This is a genomic window from Micromonospora sp. NPDC049139 (genome assembly GCF_055586845.1).
In genome coordinates, this window is sequence record NZ_JBVJHK010000005.1 from 1 (window position 1) to 20562 (window position 20562).

At 72.6% G+C, this 20562-nt stretch carries 19 protein-coding genes and 1 pseudogene; 10 read left to right on the forward strand and 10 right to left on the reverse strand.

All coding sequences use genetic code 11. From position 1 onward, the window contains the following. From ACZ6Q9_RS11140 to ACZ6Q9_RS11155, 4 genes and pseudogenes are all read right to left on the reverse strand, one after another. Positions 1 to 115, reverse strand: a pseudogene (locus tag ACZ6Q9_RS11140) (IS5/IS1182 family transposase); the annotation flags it as partial. Between the two features lie 940 nt (positions 116 to 1055). After that, a complete protein-coding gene (locus ACZ6Q9_RS11145) occupies positions 1056 to 2738 on the reverse strand; it encodes a hypothetical protein (RefSeq protein ID WP_396828804.1) in 1683 nt (560 codons plus the stop codon). A 121-nt stretch (positions 2739 to 2859) separates the two neighbouring features. Next, positions 2860 to 3954, reverse strand: coding sequence for a hypothetical protein (locus tag ACZ6Q9_RS11150; RefSeq protein WP_396828802.1), 1095 nt, complete (start codon positions 3952 to 3954; stop codon positions 2860 to 2862). Position 3955: 1 nt separating this feature from the next. Next, on the reverse strand, positions 3956 to 6298 hold the full coding sequence (locus tag ACZ6Q9_RS11155) for a FlgD immunoglobulin-like domain containing protein (RefSeq protein WP_396828801.1): 2343 nt from the start codon (positions 6296 to 6298) through the stop codon (positions 3956 to 3958). Between the two features lie 297 nt (positions 6299 to 6595). Between ACZ6Q9_RS11155 and ACZ6Q9_RS11160 the strand changes: the two genes are divergently transcribed. Continuing rightward, entirely contained in the window at positions 6596 to 7393 is a 798-nt protein-coding gene (locus ACZ6Q9_RS11160) for a DUF4253 domain-containing protein (RefSeq protein ID WP_396828800.1), read from the forward strand. Positions 7394 to 7439: 46 nt separating this feature from the next. Here ACZ6Q9_RS11160 and ACZ6Q9_RS11165 read toward each other — a convergent pair whose 3' ends face one another. After that, the gene (locus ACZ6Q9_RS11165) at positions 7440 to 8447 is read right to left on the reverse strand and encodes a hypothetical protein (RefSeq protein ID WP_396828798.1); all 1008 of its coding nucleotides are present in this window, start codon (positions 8445 to 8447) and stop codon (positions 7440 to 7442) included. 259 nt (positions 8448 to 8706) lie between these two features. Then, a complete protein-coding gene (locus tag ACZ6Q9_RS11170) occupies positions 8707 to 9027 on the reverse strand; it encodes a PadR family transcriptional regulator (protein WP_350702708.1) in 321 nt (106 codons plus the stop codon). Positions 9028 to 9123: 96 nt separating this feature from the next. Here ACZ6Q9_RS11170 and ACZ6Q9_RS11175 point away from each other — a divergent pair, with 96 nt between their 5' ends. Beyond that, positions 9124 to 10005 (forward strand): LLM class flavin-dependent oxidoreductase, encoded by an 882-nt coding sequence (locus tag ACZ6Q9_RS11175; protein ID WP_396828796.1) that lies wholly within the window; start codon positions 9124 to 9126, stop codon positions 10003 to 10005. Positions 10006 to 10140: 135 nt separating this feature from the next. Here ACZ6Q9_RS11175 and ACZ6Q9_RS11180 read toward each other — a convergent pair whose 3' ends face one another. After that, on the reverse strand, positions 10141 to 10572 hold the full coding sequence (locus tag ACZ6Q9_RS11180) for an ASCH domain-containing protein (protein ID WP_393458902.1): 432 nt from the start codon (positions 10570 to 10572) through the stop codon (positions 10141 to 10143). A 174-nt stretch (positions 10573 to 10746) separates the two neighbouring features. Further along, a complete protein-coding gene (locus ACZ6Q9_RS11185) occupies positions 10747 to 11295 on the reverse strand; it encodes a phosphoribosyltransferase family protein (RefSeq protein WP_393259687.1) in 549 nt (182 codons plus the stop codon). Between the two features lie 196 nt (positions 11296 to 11491). On the opposite strand from ACZ6Q9_RS11185, the gene ACZ6Q9_RS11190 reads away from it, so the two are divergent. The 4 genes from ACZ6Q9_RS11190 (at position 11492) to ACZ6Q9_RS11205 (ending at position 16350) form a co-directional block, all read left to right on the forward strand. Further along, positions 11492 to 12121 carry a septal ring lytic transglycosylase RlpA family protein gene (locus ACZ6Q9_RS11190; protein ID WP_393259689.1) on the forward strand — a complete coding sequence of 210 codons (630 nt, stop codon included), beginning with the start codon at positions 11492 to 11494 and terminating at the stop codon, positions 12119 to 12121. 100 nt (positions 12122 to 12221) lie between these two features. Further along, the gene (locus ACZ6Q9_RS11195) at positions 12222 to 13355 is read left to right on the forward strand and encodes a PP2C family protein-serine/threonine phosphatase (protein ID WP_396828793.1); all 1134 of its coding nucleotides are present in this window, start codon (positions 12222 to 12224) and stop codon (positions 13353 to 13355) included. 163 nt (positions 13356 to 13518) lie between these two features. Next, positions 13519 to 15375 carry an acyl-CoA dehydrogenase gene (locus ACZ6Q9_RS11200; protein ID WP_396828791.1) on the forward strand — a complete coding sequence of 619 codons (1857 nt, stop codon included), beginning with the start codon at positions 13519 to 13521 and terminating at the stop codon, positions 15373 to 15375. A 705-nt stretch (positions 15376 to 16080) separates the two neighbouring features. Then, complete coding sequence (locus ACZ6Q9_RS11205; protein WP_043961115.1) at positions 16081 to 16350, forward strand: DUF6458 family protein; 270 nt, start codon at positions 16081 to 16083, stop codon at positions 16348 to 16350. Between the two features lie 125 nt (positions 16351 to 16475). Here the strand turns inward: ACZ6Q9_RS11205 and ACZ6Q9_RS11210 are convergent, their stop codons facing one another. Then, positions 16476 to 17012, reverse strand: coding sequence for a SixA phosphatase family protein (locus tag ACZ6Q9_RS11210; RefSeq protein ID WP_393259695.1), 537 nt, complete (start codon positions 17010 to 17012; stop codon positions 16476 to 16478). Between the two features lie 114 nt (positions 17013 to 17126). On the opposite strand from ACZ6Q9_RS11210, the gene ACZ6Q9_RS11215 reads away from it, so the two are divergent. Then, on the forward strand, positions 17127 to 17414 hold the full coding sequence (locus tag ACZ6Q9_RS11215) for a DUF6458 family protein (RefSeq protein ID WP_350702267.1): 288 nt from the start codon (positions 17127 to 17129) through the stop codon (positions 17412 to 17414). 92 nt (positions 17415 to 17506) lie between these two features. Here ACZ6Q9_RS11215 and trhA read toward each other — a convergent pair whose 3' ends face one another. After that, positions 17507 to 18184 (reverse strand): PAQR family membrane homeostasis protein TrhA, encoded by a 678-nt coding sequence (gene trhA / locus ACZ6Q9_RS11220; protein ID WP_393259697.1) that lies wholly within the window; start codon positions 18182 to 18184, stop codon positions 17507 to 17509. 106 nt (positions 18185 to 18290) lie between these two features. Here trhA and ACZ6Q9_RS11225 point away from each other — a divergent pair, with 106 nt between their 5' ends. The 3 genes from ACZ6Q9_RS11225 to ACZ6Q9_RS11235 are packed head-to-tail and all read left to right on the forward strand — an operon-like array spanning position 18291 to position 20498. Then, the gene (locus tag ACZ6Q9_RS11225) at positions 18291 to 18908 is read left to right on the forward strand and encodes a 5-oxoprolinase subunit B family protein (RefSeq protein ID WP_393458914.1); all 618 of its coding nucleotides are present in this window, start codon (positions 18291 to 18293) and stop codon (positions 18906 to 18908) included. Next, positions 18905 to 19765: a 5-oxoprolinase subunit C family protein gene (locus ACZ6Q9_RS11230; protein ID WP_393458917.1), complete on the forward strand. Its 861-nt coding sequence runs from the start codon at positions 18905 to 18907 to the stop codon at positions 19763 to 19765. The genes ACZ6Q9_RS11225 and ACZ6Q9_RS11230 overlap by 4 nt, the downstream gene beginning before the upstream one ends. Next, on the forward strand, positions 19749 to 20498 hold the full coding sequence (locus tag ACZ6Q9_RS11235) for a LamB/YcsF family protein (protein WP_393458920.1): 750 nt from the start codon (positions 19749 to 19751) through the stop codon (positions 20496 to 20498). The genes ACZ6Q9_RS11230 and ACZ6Q9_RS11235 overlap by 17 nt, the downstream gene beginning before the upstream one ends. The last annotated feature ends 64 nt before the right edge of the window (positions 20499 to 20562 follow it).

Genomic DNA, 20562 nt, shown 5'->3' on the forward strand with positions numbered 1-20562 from the left:
CGATGCCGTCACCGCCGCGCTCGGCGACCAGCCGGACCAGCCTGCGGAACTGGGCGGGCTGCAGCCCGGTGAACGGGAAGATCCACTCCGGGCGGGCTGCCGAGATCACCTGCACCCCACCATGATCCACGATGGACGCGAGACCCAGTTACGAGACGTCCCTTAGGCAGGCTGGATCATCAGCAAGAAGTCAGCAGAAGCGCTGATAGCCGTTGTGAGGTTCCAACAGAGGACGACGGGCGCTGAGTAGCAGACGACAAGCGTTGCGGCTTGTCGAGAGGACTCACCGCCCCGTCATCCACCTTTGCAAGGCAGGGGCAGGGAAGCCGATCGTCAACCCGACGAGGCGGCGGAGCTGCACGGCCTGCACAGACGGATCGGCCCCCACTGCTCATCCATGAGGTCATCCCAGAAGTCGGTTCTCGGCACCGCCGGCATCACGTCTGCTCCGCAGAGGGCCGTGAACCCGTCGTCTGTAACGGCGTGGCCAACCATCTCACGCAGCGGCAAGGAGTGATCCGCTCGCACCGCCTCAACCTGGCGTGTGTCTGCGGGCGTCAGCGCCAGGACGAACTTGATCCGCCTACGCACACCAGGAGGGTAGCGAGACCGTGTGCCCGATGGAGCGGTCAGCAGCGGTCAACAGCGGCCCCTTGCACGACATCGACCGATCCCTTCCATCCTCGATAGCCAGGCGGCACGGTTGCTCAGCAGCGTGATCAATCCGATTCCCAAGCTGACAGTGCGGGTTCGATTCCCGTCACCCGCTCCAACGCGAAGGCCCTGACCAGGACGACAGTCCCGATCAGGGCTTTCGTATTGTCAGGCGAGCTGAAACAGGCCGTGGGCCGTTAGCGGGCCATCAGCTCGTCTCGGCAGCCGGCCGGCCACCTCCGGCGGCCCGCCTCGGCTCGCGTTTGCTCGGCCTGCGCCGGGCCGTCTTCACCGCTTGTCGATCGCCTCGGTGATCCCTTGGTCGGCCTCCCGGTTGGCGTGCTGATAGATCAGCGCGGCGCGTGGGCTGTCGTGGCCCATCCGGGTCACAGGTGGGCCCATCAGTAGCCTCGGAACACCCCGGGCTTCCTCCAGTGGAACCCGTACGTGCGTACCGACGCCTCGGCGGGCGCGTACCGGTGGTCCCCGGCGAAGCTCGCGCTGAACGTGACCCGCTGGTACGTCGGATACGTGGCCGTCAGCTTGCCGTTCGAATCCACTGTGCCGCAGGTGATCGTTTTGCGAGTGGACCTGTAGGGCTGGGCGTACAGGCAGACCGTGCGGTTCGTGTAGGTGGCACCGAGCTGGGCGGTCACCGCCGCGCGGCGGTCGGCCGTCGCCTTCGCCATGACGCTCAACGTAGTGGCGGCGCGCGAGACCTGCACGGTGACCGACTGGGTCGCCCCCGGGCGCGCGGCGTCGCCGGGGAAGGTCACCGTGTAGGTGTTGGCCGCGCCGACCAGCGGCGTGTCGGAGAAGGAGAACGAGCCGTCCGCGGCAGTGGTGACGTCCGGCAGCGGGTGGCCGCCGGCGAGGTCCTGCTTCGCGACCCGCAGCGTCCACGGCGTCGACACGTTCGCACCAGCGAACGCCAACTTCCCGTGGACGGTGAGTGGCGCGGTGCGGGTGCTCGTTGTCGGCGCGGCCAGCAGGAGCGAGGATCCGGTGGTGCCGAAGTCGGTCAGCACCCGCAGGGCCGGGTTCTTCCGGTCCTGATCGGTGGTGACGGCGTAGAGCGTGCGGTTGTCGGCGCTGACGGCGAGGCCCCGCACCTCGAGGTGGTTGCCCGGCGGGAGGTCGTACCGGCGGACCACGGTCCCGTCCGGTCGCTTGACGTGGATCGAATTGCTCTCGCTGGCGCCGAGGACGACGAAGGAACCGTTCGGAGACGTCGTCACGGCCGTCGGCCAGGTCCCGGACGGGTACGCGCCCGCGGGCGACAGGTCCGCCGTGGAGAACGCCGCGTGCTCGGTCGCCACCAAGCGGGAGTTCGACTGTGGGTCCCACAGGTAGGAGCAGGCGAGGATCACCTTGTCGGCCGTCAGCGCGGCGTCGTGCAGGCCGGTGCAGGTCTCCCCGGCCAGGGACGCGACATGCGACGGCGTCCCGGACGAGACGTCGTACAGACTCGGCTCGCCCGAGATGGCGAACGAGACGCGGGACCGGTTCACCAGCAGCAGCAGATTCGGGTTGGCCGGGGTGCTCCGGAGCAGCGGCGGGTAGTAGTACTGGCCGTTGAGGGGCAGGTCCAAGGCGACGATCGGCGTCGCCCCGCGTACGTCGATCGACCCCAGCTTGCCCTTCCCGGACTGGCATCCATAGCCGACGTAGATCTTCCCGCCGGCCGGCGCCAGCCAGGTGGGACAGCTGCTCGCGCCGGTGCTGTAGCGACGCGTCTCGGTCAGCGTGGTGGTGTCGATCGCGGCAACCGCGCCCACGTCGGCGAGGGCCACGTAGAGCGTCGAGCCGTCCGGGCTCAGCGCCATGCCGCTGGCGCCCGGCAGGTTCGGGATCGTCCGCTGCGAGCCGCCGGACAGGTCCGTCAACCGCACGCCCGAACGCTCCCGCCCCTGGCTGAAGAACAGCCGACCGCGCGCCGAGTCGACCACCATCTCCGCGTACGTGTCGATGCCGAGACCGACCGCGCCGTCGGCGTACGCCGTACCGGAACCCATCGGCGCCACCACGCCGAAAGCGGCGCCCAGCGCCGCGACCATCAGACGTGCGATCGCTTTGACGCGCACCCGACCTCCCGCCCCCCGTGACAAGGATCGGCGCTTTCGCACCGAGGATTTTGGGCGCGAGCCTACTGGGCCGGTCGCCGTGGGAGGCAGGGAGCGCGGGGAAGATCATCAAGCCCCATGGTCAGGTACCGGTCGCCTGCGGCAGGCTCCACAAATGGACGGCGGCGTCCCTGGAGACCGTGTACCAGGCGCCCCGCCCCGCCGAGCGGGGAGATCCCGAGACGGGGAAGGGATAGGCGATCCGGCCGCGCACGGCCATCGTGCGGGTGTCGACCAGCCAGTGGCGGGGGATCTCCTCGTCGTACTCGGTGCCGACCACGGCGCTGTCGTCGTACGGGAACGCCGCCTCGTAGCCCCAACAAACGCGGTCGTCCGCGGTTGAGGCAGGGGGCACGGCTTCGTCGGCGTTCAGCCGCCGCAGCTCCGTGCCGTCCTCCGCCCGGTGCAGGTAGAGGGCCCACTGCCCCGGATCCGTGGTCAGGAAGTGCTCCCCGGACGGGCTCACGGCGAGGAGGACCTCCTCGGCGAACCGCTGGACAGTGAGCGCCGTGCCGTCCCAGTGCCCCCACAGCACGGGCGAGTCCTCCTCGCCCGCGAGGACAGTCAGTCCCATGTACGCCGGGTCCGGATGGGGGAGGTGGATGGAGCCGGATGCCACGGTCGTCGTCCCGGCCCGGGCCAGCACCCTGCCGTCGGTGGGGTCGAGGATCAGCCATTCCTCCTCGACGTCGTCCCCCACGCTGTTGCAGACGTGGGCCCAGAGGAGCTTGCCGTCCGAGGAGAAGGCCGCCGAGCCGCTGTCCGCGTGGCCGTGGTGGTGGTCGTCGGCGTACTCGGAGAACGAGGCGTGGGCCTCGGTGCACACGGCGGCGGACCAGCATCCGTGCCGGATCTCCCACCGCACGGCGCCGGTCGGATCCACCGCTCGCAACGCGTGGACGCCGACGAACACGGCGACGTCGCCCGTGGGAGAGACCGCCGTCGAGCCGTACCGGCGGGGCCAGGGCGCGGGGAAGCGGATCTCCGCCCCCTCCCCGTCCAGGTCGCGGACGGCCAGCTCGGTGTCCCCGCGCTGCACCAGCAGCCTGCGCCCCGGCCAGTGCAGCACCTGCGGGGCGTCCGCCGACGCGGGGTCGAGCGGAGCGGCGACGGTGGCCACGAGCTGGGCGGCGAACCGGGCGGTACGCCCGGGGACGGCACCGTCCGGCGCGGTCATGTCAGGAGCACCTGACCACGACGAGCCGCGGGCGGTCGCCGATGTGGCACTCGTGGCTGAGCTTCACGGTCCCCGACCTGGTGAGGGCCGCGCCCTGTCCGTCGGCCGGCGTGGCGGTCAGCGTCCACGTGTAGGTGCCGTTGGGCATCACGCGGCGGCGGTCGTCCTTGCCGTTCCACGCCGTGGCCACCACACCGCGCGTCAGGCCGCCGGAGAGGGTACGGACGACGGCGCCGCTGGTCTGACTCCTGATCACGAGCGTCCAGGAGGCGGCCGGCTTGGACAACCACCACTTCGGGCTCCAGTGTCCGGTGGCGTCCTTGACGTGCGCCGACGTGGCGACGGTGGCGTCGAGCTGGGCGAGGGGCGAGACCGGGACGCCGCTGGGGACCAGATGGATGCCGTCGTCGGCGCCGAGGTGGGCGATGACGCCGGTGTACGGGTCGACGTCCCAGGGCCGCCACGACGCGAACGCCCCGGCGGTGTGCGACCTCGGCGTCCCGTCACGGACGTCGGTCACCTTCAGTTGCCCGTTCACCTCGGACGCGACGAAGCCGTCGCCGAGCTTGGCCCACGACCAGTCGTCTCCGGACGCGAGTCGCAGGTTCGTCCGCTTGACGGTGTCGTAGACGCCCTGACCCGACGCCGAGCCCACGCAGGTCCACAGCAGCCAGCGCCCGACGGCCTGGAGGTCCTCCAGGAGGCACCCCTGGCCGAACGACACCTGAGCGCCCCGCTGCCCGGTCAGCACGTCGACGGGGGCCACGGCGTGGTTGCCGTCCCGCACCCACAGGGTGGTGCCCCACAGCGCCTCGACGGAGGCCGTCGTCGTGAACACCGCCTTCCCGGTGTCGAGATCGACGACCCGGGTCTCCGTACCCGTGCCGCCGGCCGCCGTGAGGGCCGCGAAGCGGCCGCCGACCGCCGCCACCGAGTGGTACGTGCGGGAGCCGTCGATCCGGGTTCCGGGCATGGGCTGGTTCGGCCCCAGCAGGTGGGGCTGCCGGTCGTCGTCCGTACGGCCGTAGCTGAGGCCCGAGACGACCGTCCGGCCGTCACCGGTGTCGTGGAGGTCGGGGCAGGCCGTGGTGTCGCAGCTGGCGGGTGCGGGACCCCGGGCGGTACGCGGCCCGACCGTGAGGGAGCCGGTCACGCCGATCTCCCGGGTGTGGAGGTAGCGGCGGCTCTGCGCCGCGTTGTCGTCCAGGGTGGTCAGCCGCCCCTGGGTGAAGGTCAGCCCGGACACCGTCTGGATCTTCTGCGGGTACGCCTCGGCGATCTTGCGGATCGTCACGTCGCCGCCGTCCCCGGCCTCGACGAGGGAGACTCCCCACCGGTCCGTGTCGGGGCCGCCCTGCACCAGGAGCCTGCCGTCCGGGGTCGGCATGGCAAGCCCCCTCGTCCTGGCCAGCAGCGTCCTCACCGTACGACCGTCGAGGCCCACCGCCTCGACCCGCCAGACCGGCTCCAGGAAGTTCCGGGGCCCCAGCGAGGGGTCGTGCCGGCCCACCACGAGCGTCTCGCCGACCATCCCCAGCACCTGCGCGTCGCCGGGCAGCGGCACGGTCCGTGGGGTGGCGGTCAGGTCGTCGCGGGAGTGGACGAAGACGGTGCCGTCGCGCGTCCACAGCAGGTGGGTGGAGGTGAGCACGACGACGCCGCCGTCGCCGATCCAGTTCGTGTACGGAAGCGGGATCAGCCGGCCCTGTGCGACGTCGAGGAATCCGGTGCGGAACGTGGTGTTCTCCCGGTACTGCACGACCTGTCCGCGTGCGTCGCCCAGCGGTGCCTCGGCCTCGCCCGGCACCACGACCCCGTCGGGGACGCCCGTGACGGCACGCCGGCTGACGGAACCATCGTCGTGGGAGTCGAAGAGATGCCACGTGTAGTCGCCGTCGGACCCGTCTTGCGCCTTGGTCACGACCGTCGACCCCAGCGTGCTGACGTACGTGTGGCCGACGGGAATCGTGACCGTACGCGATCGGCCGGTCGCCATGTCCCGGAGCATGACGGTCCCGGGATGGTCGAGTTCCGCGACGACGTCCGAGCCGGCACCGAGGTCCGGAACCAGGGTCGTATCCGGGGCGTACGTGTCGAGCTTCGTGTCGACTCCGGTGTAGCTCGTCCACAGGTAGCCCAGCGTGGACTCGTGACGCAGGAAACCCGAGGGGCCCGCGCTGAACAGTTTTGTCCGGGGGGCCAGGACGTAGGAGGCGGGGACCACCACTTCTCCCGCGACCGGTTCGGCCTGCGCGCTGCCGGCCGACAACGGGCTGAGGCCCACGGCGAACGTGAACGACACGGCGGCGGCGAAGCCGGCGCGGATGAGCGAGCCTCGGACCACGCTCGTCCTCCCTGCAAGACAGAGGATGAAGGGGTTCCGGCCACGGCCGGACGACGTCTCGCCGGGAAGCTGACCCTGCGGCGCATCGATGCGGTGGCAGGTCACGCGTCAGCGATCCGCGCCGGCCGGAAGCCCCAGACAAGTGGCGGGAGCTTAGCAGTCGAAGCCGCGTCGGGACGGCCCTGTCCACTCCGGATCCCGTGCCGTGCAGGGTGGCAACCCCGACCCCGACCCCGGCCCGCGTCACTCGCCTCCGCGGATCGGAAGTTCGTCGTACGGGCCTCCTACGCTCCTGCCATGATCACGGACCTGCCGCGCCTGCTCGGATCGTTCCCACCGAGGACGCTGCCGCCCGGCCGCCTCGTCGAGCCAGGAGACGGCGGATCGCCAACGTACTGGTTGAGCGAGGCCCCGGTCGGAGCCGCGCTCTGGACGCGGCTGCGGTCACAGCACCGGCAATCCGGGCTGTGGCCGCTGCTGCTGAGTGGCCTGTCGAGCGAGGAGACTCGTCCGTGGGCCGACGGGGAGGTGTTCCCGGCTGGCATGTCCTCGCCGGACCGCCATGACGCAGCCGAGTTGCTGGCCCGGTGGTGGACCGCGCACACGAGGACCGCCGAGGACGACATGCGGCCAGCGGCCGAACGCGCTGCCGGCACCGCCCCCTTCGGTGAGCGTTGGCCCGGCCTCGCCGTGCCCGGTGATGCCTCGGCACCACCCGACGACTTCGCCGACCAGTACGCGGAATTCCTCGTGATCAGGCCGGCGCGTCTCGGGCTCGTGCCGGCCGCTCGTGGCGCGGACACACTCGCCGTCAGCGGCTGGTCCGGTCCCCTGAACTACACCAACGACTCGGGAGAGATCTCGGCGGTGGTCCGGAGCTGGGAGGACCGCTTCGGGGTCCGAGTTGTCGGCGTCGGATTCGACACCCTCCACCTCAGCGTCGCCGCCCCACCGACCTCGATCGAGCACGCCTGCCAGGTGGCGGCCGAGCACTTCGCCTTCTGCCCTGACAACATCTGGCAGGGCGCTGGAACGCTGACTGCCTACGCCGAGAGAATCCTGGGCGCGCACTCCTGGTCGTTCTGGTGGGACTGAAGGAGGCCCCGACCCAGCGGGCCAGCATGAAATGAGGCGGAGCCGGTCAGCCGACGGCGGTCGTGGGCAGGGGGTCGCGGCGGGGCGCGGCGGCCAGCGCCAGCCCGAGCAGTGCGGTCGCCGTACCGGCCAGGAACAACAGCAGGGCCGCCGGCTGGCCGAGCCACTCCCACAGCGGGTGCCACGTCGGGTGCGGTTCGTCGAGGTGGTGGCGGAGCAGGGTCGGCACGGTCAGCAGGACGGGCGCCCACCACAGGACCATGGTGAGCGCGTACAGCACGGTGACCGCGCCCCGGGCCGGGTGCGACGCCTCGGTGCGGCGACTGGCCCAGCCGAACGCCAGCCAGCCGAGGCCCGCGCCGAGCAGGCCGCCGACGATGCCGGTCGGCAGCACGGCCGGCGGGGTCGTCCGGCGCAGATTCAGCCAGAGTTGGACGGTGTCGCCGGGGGACTCGGCGCGGACCTGGAGGGTGAGTTCGGTGTCGCCGCGCCGGGCCGGCACCGCCGTCTCGGTGGTGTCCGTGATCCGGGAGCAGAACTTGTCGGCGCAACCGGAGTACTGCCCGACGGTCGGCTCGTACAGCTGCCAGCCGGTCTCGCGCAGGCGCCGCTGCGCGAGCGCGAGCGTCTCGTCGGCGGACATCGGCGGTGCCGCGGTCACCTCGGCCACGGCGCTGCTCGCCTGGTACTCGCCGCCGTCCCCGAAGACCAGGTTGTCGATGTTCCGCGCGGTGAGCCGCTGGGTGTAGAAGGTGAAGAGTGCGGGCGCCAGGTCGACGTCGCCGAGGTCGTGGCCGGGCAGCACGGCGGCGACGACGGCGGCGGTCTCGGCCCGGTCCGGCAGTGGCCGGGAGGTCTCCCACGCGCCCCGGGTGGTGAGGGCGGCGGTGAACAGCCCGCAGACGACGGCGGCGAGGGTCGCCCAGACGCCGACCGTGCGGCTTGCCGGCCGTCCCAGCCGGCAGCGCAGGCCGTGCCGGATCAGGTTCGCGGCCTCGCGGGCGGTGGGCCGGGTGCGGCCGGCCGGCGCCGCGTCCAGCAGGACCCCGACCATCTCGTCGGCCCGGTCACGCCGGTAGGCGCGCGGATGGCAGAACAGCAGCCGCCGGTAGCGGCGGGCGAGCGGTCGCCGTTCGTCGGCATGGCCGTCCTTTCGTCGGTACGCGCGGATTCGGCGGTGCGATCGCGCGAGCGGTTCGGGCGGGAGCGGCGGTGCGGTGGTGCGGAGCTGGTGTGGTGGTGCGGCGGCGGTGCTGGGGTGCGGAGGCGTGCGGGCGGTGCGGCGGCGGTGCGGTGGAAAGGCGTGCGGGCGGTCAGGCGGTTCTGGGGCGCAGGGCGCGCAGCCGGGTCTCGGCGGCGGCGGCGAGCTGGCGCAGCCGGGCGGTCTCGGCGTCGAGGGCGTGGACCCCGTCCGGGGTGAGGCGGTAGTAGCGGCGGAGCCGGCCGTCGACGGTCTCCTCCCGGTCGGGCGCGACGAGCCCCTGCGCGTGCAGCCGGTCCAGCGCGGCGTAGAGGGTGCCCGGCAGCAGGGTGACGCGTTGCGCGGAGAGGGCGGTGACGTCCCGGATGATGCCGTAGCCGTGCCGTGGGCCGCCGGCGAGCGCGGTGAGGATCAGGAACGTCGGCTCGCGCATCGCGGTCACGGGCGTCACCATATTCAGATCATCGATACATGGCGAGCGCCCGCCTGGTGCGGGTCCGGGCCGGCGGCGGCCGTTAGGCTGGCGATCATGCGGATTGGCATCGTGATCCTTCCCGACCAGCGCTGGTCCGACTCGCAGCGCCGTTGGCGGCAGGCGGACGAGTGGGGCTTCGACCACGCCTGGACGTACGACCACCTGGGCTGGCGGGACCTGGTCGACGGGCCGTGGTTCGACTCGGTGGCCACGCTGACCGCCGCCGCGACGGTGACCACCCGCATCCGGCTCGGGACGCTGGTCGCCTCGCCGAACTTCCGGCATCCGGCGGCGTTCGCCCGGCAGGTCACCGCGCTCGACGACGTCTCCGGCGGGCGGCTGCTGCTCGGCCTCGGCGCGGGTGGGATCGGCTTCGACTCGGCCGTGCTCGGCGGGGAGACGCTGCCGCCGCGCCAGCGCGTCGACCGGTTCGCCGAGTTCACCGAGCTGCTCGACCTCGTCCTGCGCGAGGACGGCACCACCTGGCGCGGGGACTGGTTCACGGCGGTCGACGCGCGCAACAACCCGGGCTGCGTCCAGACGCCCCGGGTGCCCTTCGTGGTGGCCGCCAACGGGCCCCGGTCGATGCGGCTGGCGGCCCGGTTCGGTCAGGGCTGGGTCACCACCGGCCCCGGCGTGGACGACCTGGAGAGCTGGTGGGACGGGGTGGCCGAGCTCTGCGCCCGGATGGACAAGACGCTCGCCGCGGCCGGCCGCGACCCGGGCACCCTGGACCGCTACCTGTCGCTGGACTCGGCGCCCGTCTTCTCGCTGCACAGCGCCGAGTTCTTCGCCGACCAGGTCGGCCGGGCCGCCGCCCTCGGCTTCACCGACGTGGTCACGCACTGGCCCCGGGCCAGCAGTTGGTACGCCGGTGACGAGGCCGTCCTGGTGGACGTGGCCACCCGCCTGCTGCCCGAGCTGCGCCGGGACTGACCGACCCCGGCGGGCCCGTTCGGCTCGGTGGCCGGCCCCGGCCGGGCCGGGCCGATCAGGCCGGGGCCGGGCCGATCAGGCCGGGCCGCCTCCGGCGCCGGCCCCGGAGGCGACAGTCGGCCCGGCCGGGCGCCCTCAGGTGCCGAGGTCCCCGGTGGGGATGCCGCCGTCGCCGGCCGAGACCAGCCGGAACCGGATGCAGACGACCTCGCTGTCGTCGGTGACGGGGGTGCCGACCCGCGCCCAGTAGGCGGCGTGCCCCTCGCGCCACTCCTCGACCGAGCGGTCGCCCTCGCCCTCGGATCGGGCGAAGTCCCAGGTCACCTCGGCGAAGCGGACCACCTCGACGCCGGTGACCTCGACGACGCCGACCAGCGAGTCCTCGTCGTCCACGAGGGCCAGCCGCTCGCCGACGCGCTCCAGATCCTCGCCCTCCTCGGCGTACTCGGCGAGCAGGCCGGCGGTCGCCGTCTTCACCCCGCCGAGCACCAGGGTGTTCAGTCGCGTCCGCAGGTCGCCGGGGGTGCCGAGGGCGAGGGTGCGCAGTTCACCGATCCGAGGCCACATCCTGCCGACGCTACCGCCGTCGTTGATCTCGTGCCTGCGCATTGGTCGCCCGCCGGCTCACCCCGCACGCGGAGATCGAGTAGGCCGGCCACGCGCCGAAGGTGCCCGGCCCGATGGCCCGCCCGGCGGAGGTGCTCGGCCGGGCCTGCCCGGCGGTCGAGGAGTTCGTCCGGGTCACGTCAGGTCGTCGCCGCTGACCAGCCCCCGGATCCGCAGCTCGGCGGCGACCGCCGCCGGGCAGTCGAGCACGACGGCGGCGGTGCCGACCGGTTCGGCGCCGCGCGCGGCGCAGATCTCGTAGAGCGCACGGACCTGGGCTCCGGTGGCGACCCAGTCGTCCACCACCAGCACCCGGTCGCCGCGGTCGAGGCCGTGGTCCCGGACGGCCAGGTCAACCCGCCGGCCGCGGAAGTCCGGCGGGCTCTGCGCCCAGGTGAGCGGCCCGGCGGGCAGCCGGCCGTCGCCCGGCTTGTGCGCCGGCACGAAGCCGACCCCGAGCGCCGTGGCGGCGAGTGGACCGAGCAGGAACCCCGTCACCGCCGGCGCGACGACCACCGTGGGCCGCGCGGCCCGGAACGGCTCCACCAGGGCTGGCCCCAGCCGGGCGAGCACCTCGGGGTCGCGCCACCAGCCGGAGACGTCGCTGACCAGGTGACTGGCGCCGGGGCCGGGATCGATCCACCGGACCAGCTCGACGAGGCGTCCACTCAGCTCGGGGGGCATGCCACCCATCCTGCGGCAACCGACGCGACCCGCGTAGGCCGTGGCTCGCCCGGGCCGCCCGGCCCACGTCGGGTCGGATGATCGGCTACACGTATCACCGCAATTGCGGGCAAAACAACATGATCACGTTGACTTCGGAAGTGTTTCTCTCGTTATGGTCCGATCCGGTTTGTCGGATGACGAAAGGACCGGACCGGTGGCTGGCAGGCATTCCCGTACCCGCATGTTCTCCTCGCCGGCCGCCATCGCGGCCACCGCTGCGGTCGGGGTGGCCCTCGCCGTCGGCGGCACGGTCGGCGCCGTCCAGCTGACCTCCGGTTCGGAGTCCGCGCGGCCGGCCGCCGTCGACCTGTCGCCCACCGGCGTGCCGAGCAGCGCGGCCCCCAGCACGCCGGCCGCCTCGCCGAGCGCCGGCGCGTCGCCGAGCGTGACCGCCAGCCCGACGGCCACCCGGTCGCCCCAGGCTCCCTCCCGGAGCAAGCCGCGCACCGCCGCGCCGAAGCCCACGGCGACGAAGAAGACCAGCACCGCCCGACCGGTGGTGGACAGCGGCTCGTGCGGCGCCTCCTTCTACTCCGAGGGGCAGCTCACCGCCAACGGCGAGACCTTCGATCCGTCGGAGCTGACCGCCGCCCACAAGACCCTGCCGTTCGACACGAGGGTCCGGGTCACCAATCCGGCGAACGGCAAGTCCGTGACGGTGCGGATCAACGACCGCGGCCCGTTCGTCGAGGGGCGCTGCCTGGACCTGTCCCGGGCCGCGTTCGCCGAGATCGCCTCGTTGGACGCGGGCCACGTCGAGGTCCGCTACGAGGTGCTCGGCTGAGCCCTCGCCGGGCCGCGATCGGCCCGCCGGGGTGATCCGCGCGGCCAGAACATCCTCGGACGACGGGCCAGCTTCATTCACCCGTTCACGTCAATCAGGCATGCTGTCCCTCGTACGCACGAAACCCTTCCAGTCGGGCCGCGGCCCACTGAGCCCCGGATCCCGCGCCGGCCTCGGCGCGGCCGTCGTCCTGCTCGCGATCGTCTCGGCGGTCGAGCTGGCCGACGGGCGGTCGGCGAACTACATCGCGCTCATGGTCGCCGCGCCATTCCTGGCCGCCGCGCTGGCGTCGTGGCGGATCGTGCTCGGGGTGGGTGCCGCCGCCACGGCGCTCGGGGCGGGCTTCGCCCTCGGCGAGCAGACCGTGTCGCTCTCCACCGCGGTAGCCGTCACGTGCATCGCGCTGGGCACCGGGATCGCGGCGGCCACGGCGGCCGTACGGCAACGGCAGGCCGAGCAGATCGCCGAGCTGTCCCGGCTGGCGGCGGTGGCGCAGCAGGCCGTGCTGCGCCCGCTCGGGCCGCAGGTCGGCACTCTCTCGGTCGCCGCCCGCTACATCTCCTCCACCGCCACGGCCGAGATCGGCGGGGACCTGTACGAGGCAATCGACACGCCGTACGGGGTGCGGATGATCATCGGCGACGTGCGGGGCAAGGGGCTGGACGCCGTCCGGCTGGCCAGCATCGTGCTGGGTTCGTACCGGCACGTGGCGTACGAGCGGGCCGACCTGCGGGCGATCGTGACCGACCTGGACCGGGCGGTGGCCCGGAGCGTGGGCGACGAGGACTTCGTCACCGCCGCGTTGGTCGAGGAGCGGGGCGGCACGCTCACCATCGTCAACTGCGGTCACCCGCCGCCGCTGCTGCTGCGCCGGGGCGCCGTCATCCCGCTCGAACCGCCGGCCCCGGCCCCGCCGCTGGGCTTCATGCCGGTGGTCCGCCCCCGGGTCGAGCGGTTGGAGCCCGGCGACCGCCTGCTGCTCTTCACCGACGGGCTCGGCGAGGCGCGCCGGGACGGGGAGTTCTTCCCGACCGCCGACCGGGCCTGGCGGCTGCTCGGCCACGGCACCGTCGCCGACGGGCTCGCCTCGCTGGAGACCGCTCTGAAGGAATGGGTGCACGGCCGGCTCGACGACGACATCGCCCTGGTCCTGATGGAGTACACAGGCTCGCGCGACGGCACGACCGCGACCGCGGCCGTACCGAGCTGGGAGGTCGGCGCGGCCGAGAGCTGAGGCCGGTGGCCGTCGCGCGAGGGTGTCGGGGTGGTCTCGGCAACCTGAACGGGAACTGTGTAACCGCCGTCACTTCCGAGATCGGCTTGTCGCTGCCTACCCGCGAGTAATAGAGTCGGGGTTACTGATCGGTAACACCTGTCCGGAAGCGGGGCCAGCGAGCATGACCCACTACAAGAGCAATCTTCGGGACCTCGAGTTCAACCTCTTCGAGGTCTTCGGGGCGGACCGGGCGTTCGGCCAGGAGCCGTACACGGAGCTGGACGTCGACACCGCGCGCGACATCCTCGCCGAGGTCGATCGCCTCGCCCGGGAGGACCTGGCCGCCAGCTACCTGGACAGCGACCGCAATCCGCCGGTCTTCGACCCGGCCACGCACACCGCGCCGCTGCCCGAGTCGTTCAAGAAGTCGTACCAGGCGTTCATGAACTCCGAGTTCTGGCGGCTGGAGCTCCCGGCGGAGCTGGACGGCAGCACCGCGCCGCGGGCGCTGGTCTGGTCCCTCGCCGAGCTGGTGCTCGGCGCCAACGCCGCGGTCTGGATGTACTCCTCCGGCCCGTCCTTCGCGCACGTGCTGCACGTCGAGGGCACCGAGCAGCAGAAGAAGTGGGCCAAGCTCTTCGCCGACAAGCAGTGGGGCTCCACGATGGTGCTCACCGAGCCGGACGCCGGCTCGGACGTGGGCGCCGGCCGGGCCCGCGCCATTCCGCAGCCCGACGGCTCCTGGCACATCGAGGGCGTGAAGCGCTTCATCACCTCGGCGGAGCACGACCTGAGCGACAACATCATCCACTACGTGCTGGCCCGTCCGGTCGGTGTCGAGGGTGTCGGCGGCCCGGGCACCAAGGGCCTGTCGCTGTTCGTGGTGCCGAAGTACCACTTCGACGAGAACACCGGCGAGCTGGGCGAGCGCAACGGCGTCTTCGCCACCAACGTCGAGCACAAGATGGGCCTCAAGGTCTCGAACACCTGCGAGGTGACCTTCGGTGAGCACGGCGTGCCGGCCAAGGGCTGGCTGCTGGGCGAGAAGCACGACGGCATCCGGCAGATGTTCATGATCATCGAGAATGCCCGGATGATGGTCGGCACCAAGGCGATCGCCACCCTGTCGACCGGCTACCTCAACGCCCTCGAGTACGCCAAGAGCCGGGTGCAGGGCGCCGACCTGACCCAGATGGCGGACAAGACCGCGCCGCGGGTCACCATCACCCACCACCCGGACGTGCGCCGCTCGCTGATGCTGCAGAAGTCGTACGCCGAGGGCCTGCGCGCCCTGGTCTGCTACACGGCGAGCTGGCAGGACAAGATCATCCTGGCCGAGACGGCCGGTGACGAGAAGGCCGCCAAGACGGCCAAGCGGGTCAACGACCTGCTCCTGCCGCTGGTCAAGGGCGTCGGCTCGGAGCGCGCGTACGAGCTGCTCGGGCACGAGTCGCTGCAGACCTTCGGCGGCTCCGGCTTCCTCCAGGACTACCCGCTGGAGCAGTACGTCCGCGACGCGAAGATCGACACCCTGTACGAGGGCACCACCGCGATCCAGAGCCTCGACCTGATCTTCCGGAAGATCGTCCGGGACAACGGCAAGGCCCTGATGGTCGTCGCCGGCGAGATCCAGGAGTTCATCGCCACCGAGGGCGGCAACGGCCAGCTCAAGGAGGAGCGGCAGGCGCTCGGCAAGGCGCTCGTCGAGATCCAGAACATGCTCGGGGTGCTGACCGGCTGGCTGGGCGAGGCGCAGGGCGGCGACGCCCGGGCGCTCTACAAGGTCGGCCTGGCCAGCCGCCGGTTCCTGCTGGCGGTCGGCGACCTGGTCGTCGCCTGGCTGCTCCAGAGGCAGGCCGACGTGGCACTGAAGGCCCTGGCCGGCGAGGTCTCCGTCGCTGACAAGGCGTTCTACACCGGCAAGGTGGCCGCCGCCCGGTTCTTCGCCCGCGAGGTGCTGCCCCGCATCGGCGCCGACCGGCGGATCATCGAGGGCACCGACCTGGACATCATGGATCTCCCGGAGGAGGCCTTCTGAGTCACGCCACGCCCGTGTCGCGGCGGTGCCGCCGTGTCGCAGCGCTGCTGCGGCGCTGCGGCGCTGCGGTGCTGCGCGCGGCCGGGTGACGACCCGGCAGAGGGCAGGCACGACGGCCGGCGGGCGGTAGCCCGCCGGCCGTCGGCGTCCCCGGAGGTGCCGCGCCCGCCGATCGGCCCGCAGTCACCACGTCGGTTACGCAGCGTCGCGGTCAGCGCGCCGACGAGGGACGCCCTCCTCCGCCCTTTGCTCTGCACCCACGGAGGCACCAGGCACTCTCGGTGTCCGTCGCGTCCGTGGGTGCAGAGCAAAGGCGATGCGGAGGCGTGGGGCTGGCGGTGCCGAGCTGTACCGGTCTCGTCCTGTTATTCCGATTCGTGCCGACTTTGGGTTGAGTGACGGGCGGCGTGTTCGTTACTCCTCGTGAAGCTCCCAGAATTTTCCAGGTCCGTCACGCTCCGCGGTCGACCGCGACGCGATCGGCCTCAGCGTCGTGGGCGAGCTGGGACGGCATGCGCGGGGTGCCCGGATGGCGATTGCCCCTGGGAAGAGCCGGCCCCCCCCGGCCCGAAGAAGCTTCCGGAAGAGGGGGCGCCTCGGCTATTCGGTGGCCTCAGCCAGGTAGCCGGGCGGTGTGGCGGGTAACCGTCGCAGGACCACGGCAGAGAACGCCCAGAAGCCATCGCACGGGGGAGTGCAGCGCACATGGGCATTGGTAGCGGGATCTTCCTGATCGCGATCGGCGCGATCCTCACCTTCGCCATCAGGGCCAACGTCTGGTGGGTCGACCTGCGGGCGGTCGGCTGGGTGTTCATCCTGGCCGGGCTCGCCGTACTGCTGACCACGCTCTGGTTCTGGCAGGACCGCCGCAAGCGGGCGCGGACCCTGATCGTGGAGGAGAACCGGCTCTCGCATCCGACCGCGATGATGCCACCGCCGCCCGATCCGCCGCCGCCGACGGCGCCACCGTCCTGAGCCGACGCCGTCGCCCTGAACCGACGCCGCCGCCGTGCCGCCAACCTGAGCGGCGGTACGACGACCGGCGGCACGACCGGCACATCGAGCGGCCCCTCAGCCATCCGCCAGCACCGGCGGATGGCTCAGCCGCGTGCGGTGTGTTGATCGGTGATCGGAGCCCGTCCCCGGTCCAGGTCGGCCCACCCGACCTCGGGCCGGTGCACGACGACGTCGCTGGTACGCATGCCGTCCTGGTCCGCGCGTAACGGGTCCAGGAGGGCGGAGAGCAGCGAGATGCCCGGGTTGTGGGCGATCAGCAGGACGGTGCGGGCGGCCGGATCGACCCGCCTGACCAGCGTCAACAGGTCCTCCATGTGCGCCTCGTACGCCTCCGCCTCGTAGCGTACGACCGGGGCGGGGCCGGCCGAGCCGCCCTCGGGTGGGGACCCGGTCATGCCCATCGCCACGCCGTGCCAGGTCTCCCGGGTGCGCCGGGCGGTCGAGCAGATGACGACGTCCGGCAGCAGCGCGTGCTTGGCGAGCCAGGCACCGGCCGCCGCCGCGTCGGCGTGCCCCCGGGCGGCTAGCGGGCGGCGTTCGTCCGGCACATCCCCCGGCTGCTCGGCCTTGGCGTGCCGGAGCAGCACCAGTGTCCGTCCCGCGGCGTGAGCGTCCGTCATGTCCCAAGCTTGCCCGATTGGCGATCAGAGCGCCTGGGTAAGTCGATGGATGCCGCACCCTCACCGATGGCCGCGGCGGAGGCAGACGCCAGGGACAGCCGAGGAGGCGACGACATGGGTTTTGGTGGCAGCATCTTCCTGATCGCGTTGGGTGCGATCTTCGCGTTCGCCGTGGAGGCGGATCTGGGTTGGCTCAACCTGGCGGTCGTCGGCTGGGTGCTGATGCTCGCCGGCCTGGCCGGCCTGCTGGTCACCCTCCACTTCTGGAACACGCGCCGTCGTACCGTCGTCGCCCGCCCGGTGGCCGAGGACCGGGTCGTCGCCGAGCGGGTCGTGCCGGTGCAGGACGACCGGGTCGTCGAGGAGTACCGCGAGGTGCGTCGGCCGCGCCGCACGGTCTGACATCCGACGCCGATCTGACGGGGCTCCGCGGCGTGGCGGGGCCCCGTCGTCCTGCGCAGCCGTCAACGCGGGTGGTGCGTCGGTCGGTGGGGTCAGGCGAAGAGGGCGAAGTAGATGGCGATGTGGTGGCAGAGCGCCGCCACCAGCGTGCAGGCGTGGAAGAACTCGTGGTGGCCGAAGACGGTGGGCCACGGATTGGGCCGGCGCAGCGCGTAGAAGACCGCGCCGGCGCTGTAGATCGCGCCGCCGACGGCGAGCAGCACCAGGGCGGTGACACCACCCTGGTGCAGGATGTCGGGCAGCATCGCGACCGAGACCCAGCCGAGCGCCAGGTAGAGCGGCGCGGAGACCCAGCGCGGGGCGTGCGGCCAGACCAGCTTGAGCGCCACCCCGGCGATCGCGCCGCCCCAGACCAGCGACAGCATGATCGTGGCCGGCCGGGGTTCCAGCAGCAGGACGCAGAACGGCGTGTACGTGCCCGCGATGAACACGAAGATCATCGAATGGTCCATCCGGCGCATGACCTGGTAGCCGCGCTCGGACCACACCCGCCGGTGGTAGAGGGCGCTGGTTCCGAACAGCCCGCACACCGTGAGGCTGTAGATCACGCAGCTCACCAGGGGTGCCCAGCCGGGTCGGGAGGCGGCGATCGCGCTGAGCACGATCCCGCAGACGAGGGCGACGAAGAACGCGTACGTGTGGAGCCAGCCCCGCATCCGGGGCTTACCGATGTCGACCGGCTTGAGTCGAAGCGGGGCGGAGGTGGTCACGACATCAGGTTACGGCACCGTAGGTTACCTGAAAGTAGTGCGTCCGGTCACGCGAGATGGCGACCGCCGACCCTGGTGCCCCGGATCGGTCGTGGAGTATGGCGGGATGCGGATCCGACCCGTCGGGGCGCACGCCCTGCTGATCGACTGTGACGACGCCGACCAGGTGGAGGGATGGCGGGCAACGCTGTGGCGGCGGCGCGAACGCGGAGAGCTGAGCGCCGTCGAGATCGTGCCGGCGGCCACCACCGTCCTGCTCGACGGCGTGCCCGACCCGGCCGCGACCGCCGCACGGATCGCCGCCTGGGCACCCCGCCCACCCGCCCCCGCCGGCACGGCCGCCGCCGAAACGGTCGAGGTCCCCGTGACGTACGACGGGGAGGACCTGCCCGTCGTCGCCGGCCACTGGGGCGTGGACGTGCCGGCGGTGGTCGAGCGGCTGACGCGTACCGCCTTCCGGGTGGCCTTCTGCGGCTTCGCCCCCGGGTTCGCCTACCTCACCGGGCTCCCCGCCGTACTGGCGGTGCCCCGGCTGCCCACCCCGCGCCCCCGGGTGCCGGCCGGCTCCGTCGCCCTGGCCGGCCCGTACGCCGGGATCTATCCGACGGCCTCGCCCGGCGGCTGGCTGCTGGTCGGGCGGACCGGCACGGCCCTCTTCGACGTGCACGCGGACCCGCCGGCCCGGCTCACCCCCGGCACCGAGGTGCGCCTGGTGGCCGCGTGACCGGGCCGGCGGTCGAGGTTCTCCGTGCCGGGGCGCTGACCACCGTCCAGGACCTCGGCCGGGCCGGGTGGGCGCACCTGGGCGTGCCCCGGTCGGGCGCGCTCGACCCGGCGGCGCTGCGGCTGGCCAACCGCCTCGTCGGCAACCCGGAGTCCGCCGCCGGCCTGGAGATCACGTTGACCGGCTGCGAGTTGCGGTTCTCCCGCGCCGCGACGGTCGCGGTGACGGGGACGGCCACCGCCGTCCGGGTCGGCCGCCGGTTCGGGGACGTGGGACGGCCGCTTTCGGTGCCGGCGGGCGCCGTGCTGCGGATCGACCCGCCCCGCGACGGCCTGCGCAACTGGCTCGCGGTCGGCGGCGGGATCGCCGTCGAGCCGGTGCTCGGCAGCCGGGCCACCGACACGCTCTCCGGGCTCGGCCCGCCGCCGCTGCGCGACGGCGACCTGCTGCCCCTGGGCGCGCCGACCGGGCCACCCGCCCCGGTCGACGTCACCGTCGTGGCGCCGACGCCGACCGAGCTACGGCTGACGCTGCGCCGCGGCCCCCGCGACGACTGGTTCACCCCGGCGGCGCTGGACCGGCTGTTCGGCAGCGCGTACGCGGTGAGCCCGGTGAGCAACCGGGTCGGCGCGCGACTCACCGGCGCGGTGCTGCCCCGCGCGGTGGCCGGGGAACTGCCCAGCGAGGGAATCGTGCTCGGCGCGGTGCAGGTGCCGGCGGACGGCCAGCCGCTGATCTTCCTCACCGACCATCCGACCACCGGCGGGTACCCCGTCGTCGGGGTGGTGGACGACGTGACCCCCCTCGCGCAGGCGCGCCCAGGGACTACGGTCAGGTTCCATGGACCTCAACGCTGACCTCGGCGAGGGATTCGGCATCTGGCGGCTCGGCGACGACACCGCGTTGCTGGACCTGGTCACCTCCGCCAACGTCGCCTGCGGATTCCACGCCGGCGACGCGTCCACGATGCGCCGGGTCTGCGAGGCCGCCACCGGACGCGGGGTCGCCGTCGGCGCCCAGGTCGGCTACCGCGACCTCGCCGGCTTCGGCCGGCGACACATCGCGTACGCCTTCGCGGAGCTGCGCGACGAGGTCACCTACCAGCTCGGCGCCCTCGACGCGTTCTGCCGGCTGTTCCGCAGCCGGGTCCGCTACCTCAAGCCGCACGGGGCGCTCTACCACGCCGCCGCCTGCGACGAGGCCCAGGCGGCGGCGCTGGTCGCGGCGGTCGGCGAGTACGACGACCGGTTGCCGCTGCTCTGCTCGCCCGGCTCGGTCCTCGCCCAGCTCGCCGCCGGGGCGGGCCTGCGGGTGGTCGCCGAGGGCTTCGCCGACCGGGGCTACCTGCCCAACGGCTCGCTGGTGCCGCGCACCGCCCCCGGCGCGCTGGTCACCGACCCGGAGGAGGTGGCCGCCCGGGCCGTCCGGATGGCCACCGAGCGGACCGTCGTCGCCGTCGACGGCAGTGTGATCCCGTGCCCGGTCGAGTCGATCTGCCTGCACGGCGACGCCCCCGGCGCGGTCCGCTGCGCCGAGCTCGTACGCGCCGCCTTGGTCGACGCGGGGGTCACGCTCACTCCGTTCGCGTGAAAGGAAGGGCACCTTCCTATCGTTTTCTGTAGAGGAAGGTGCCCTTCCTAACACACAGGCCGGG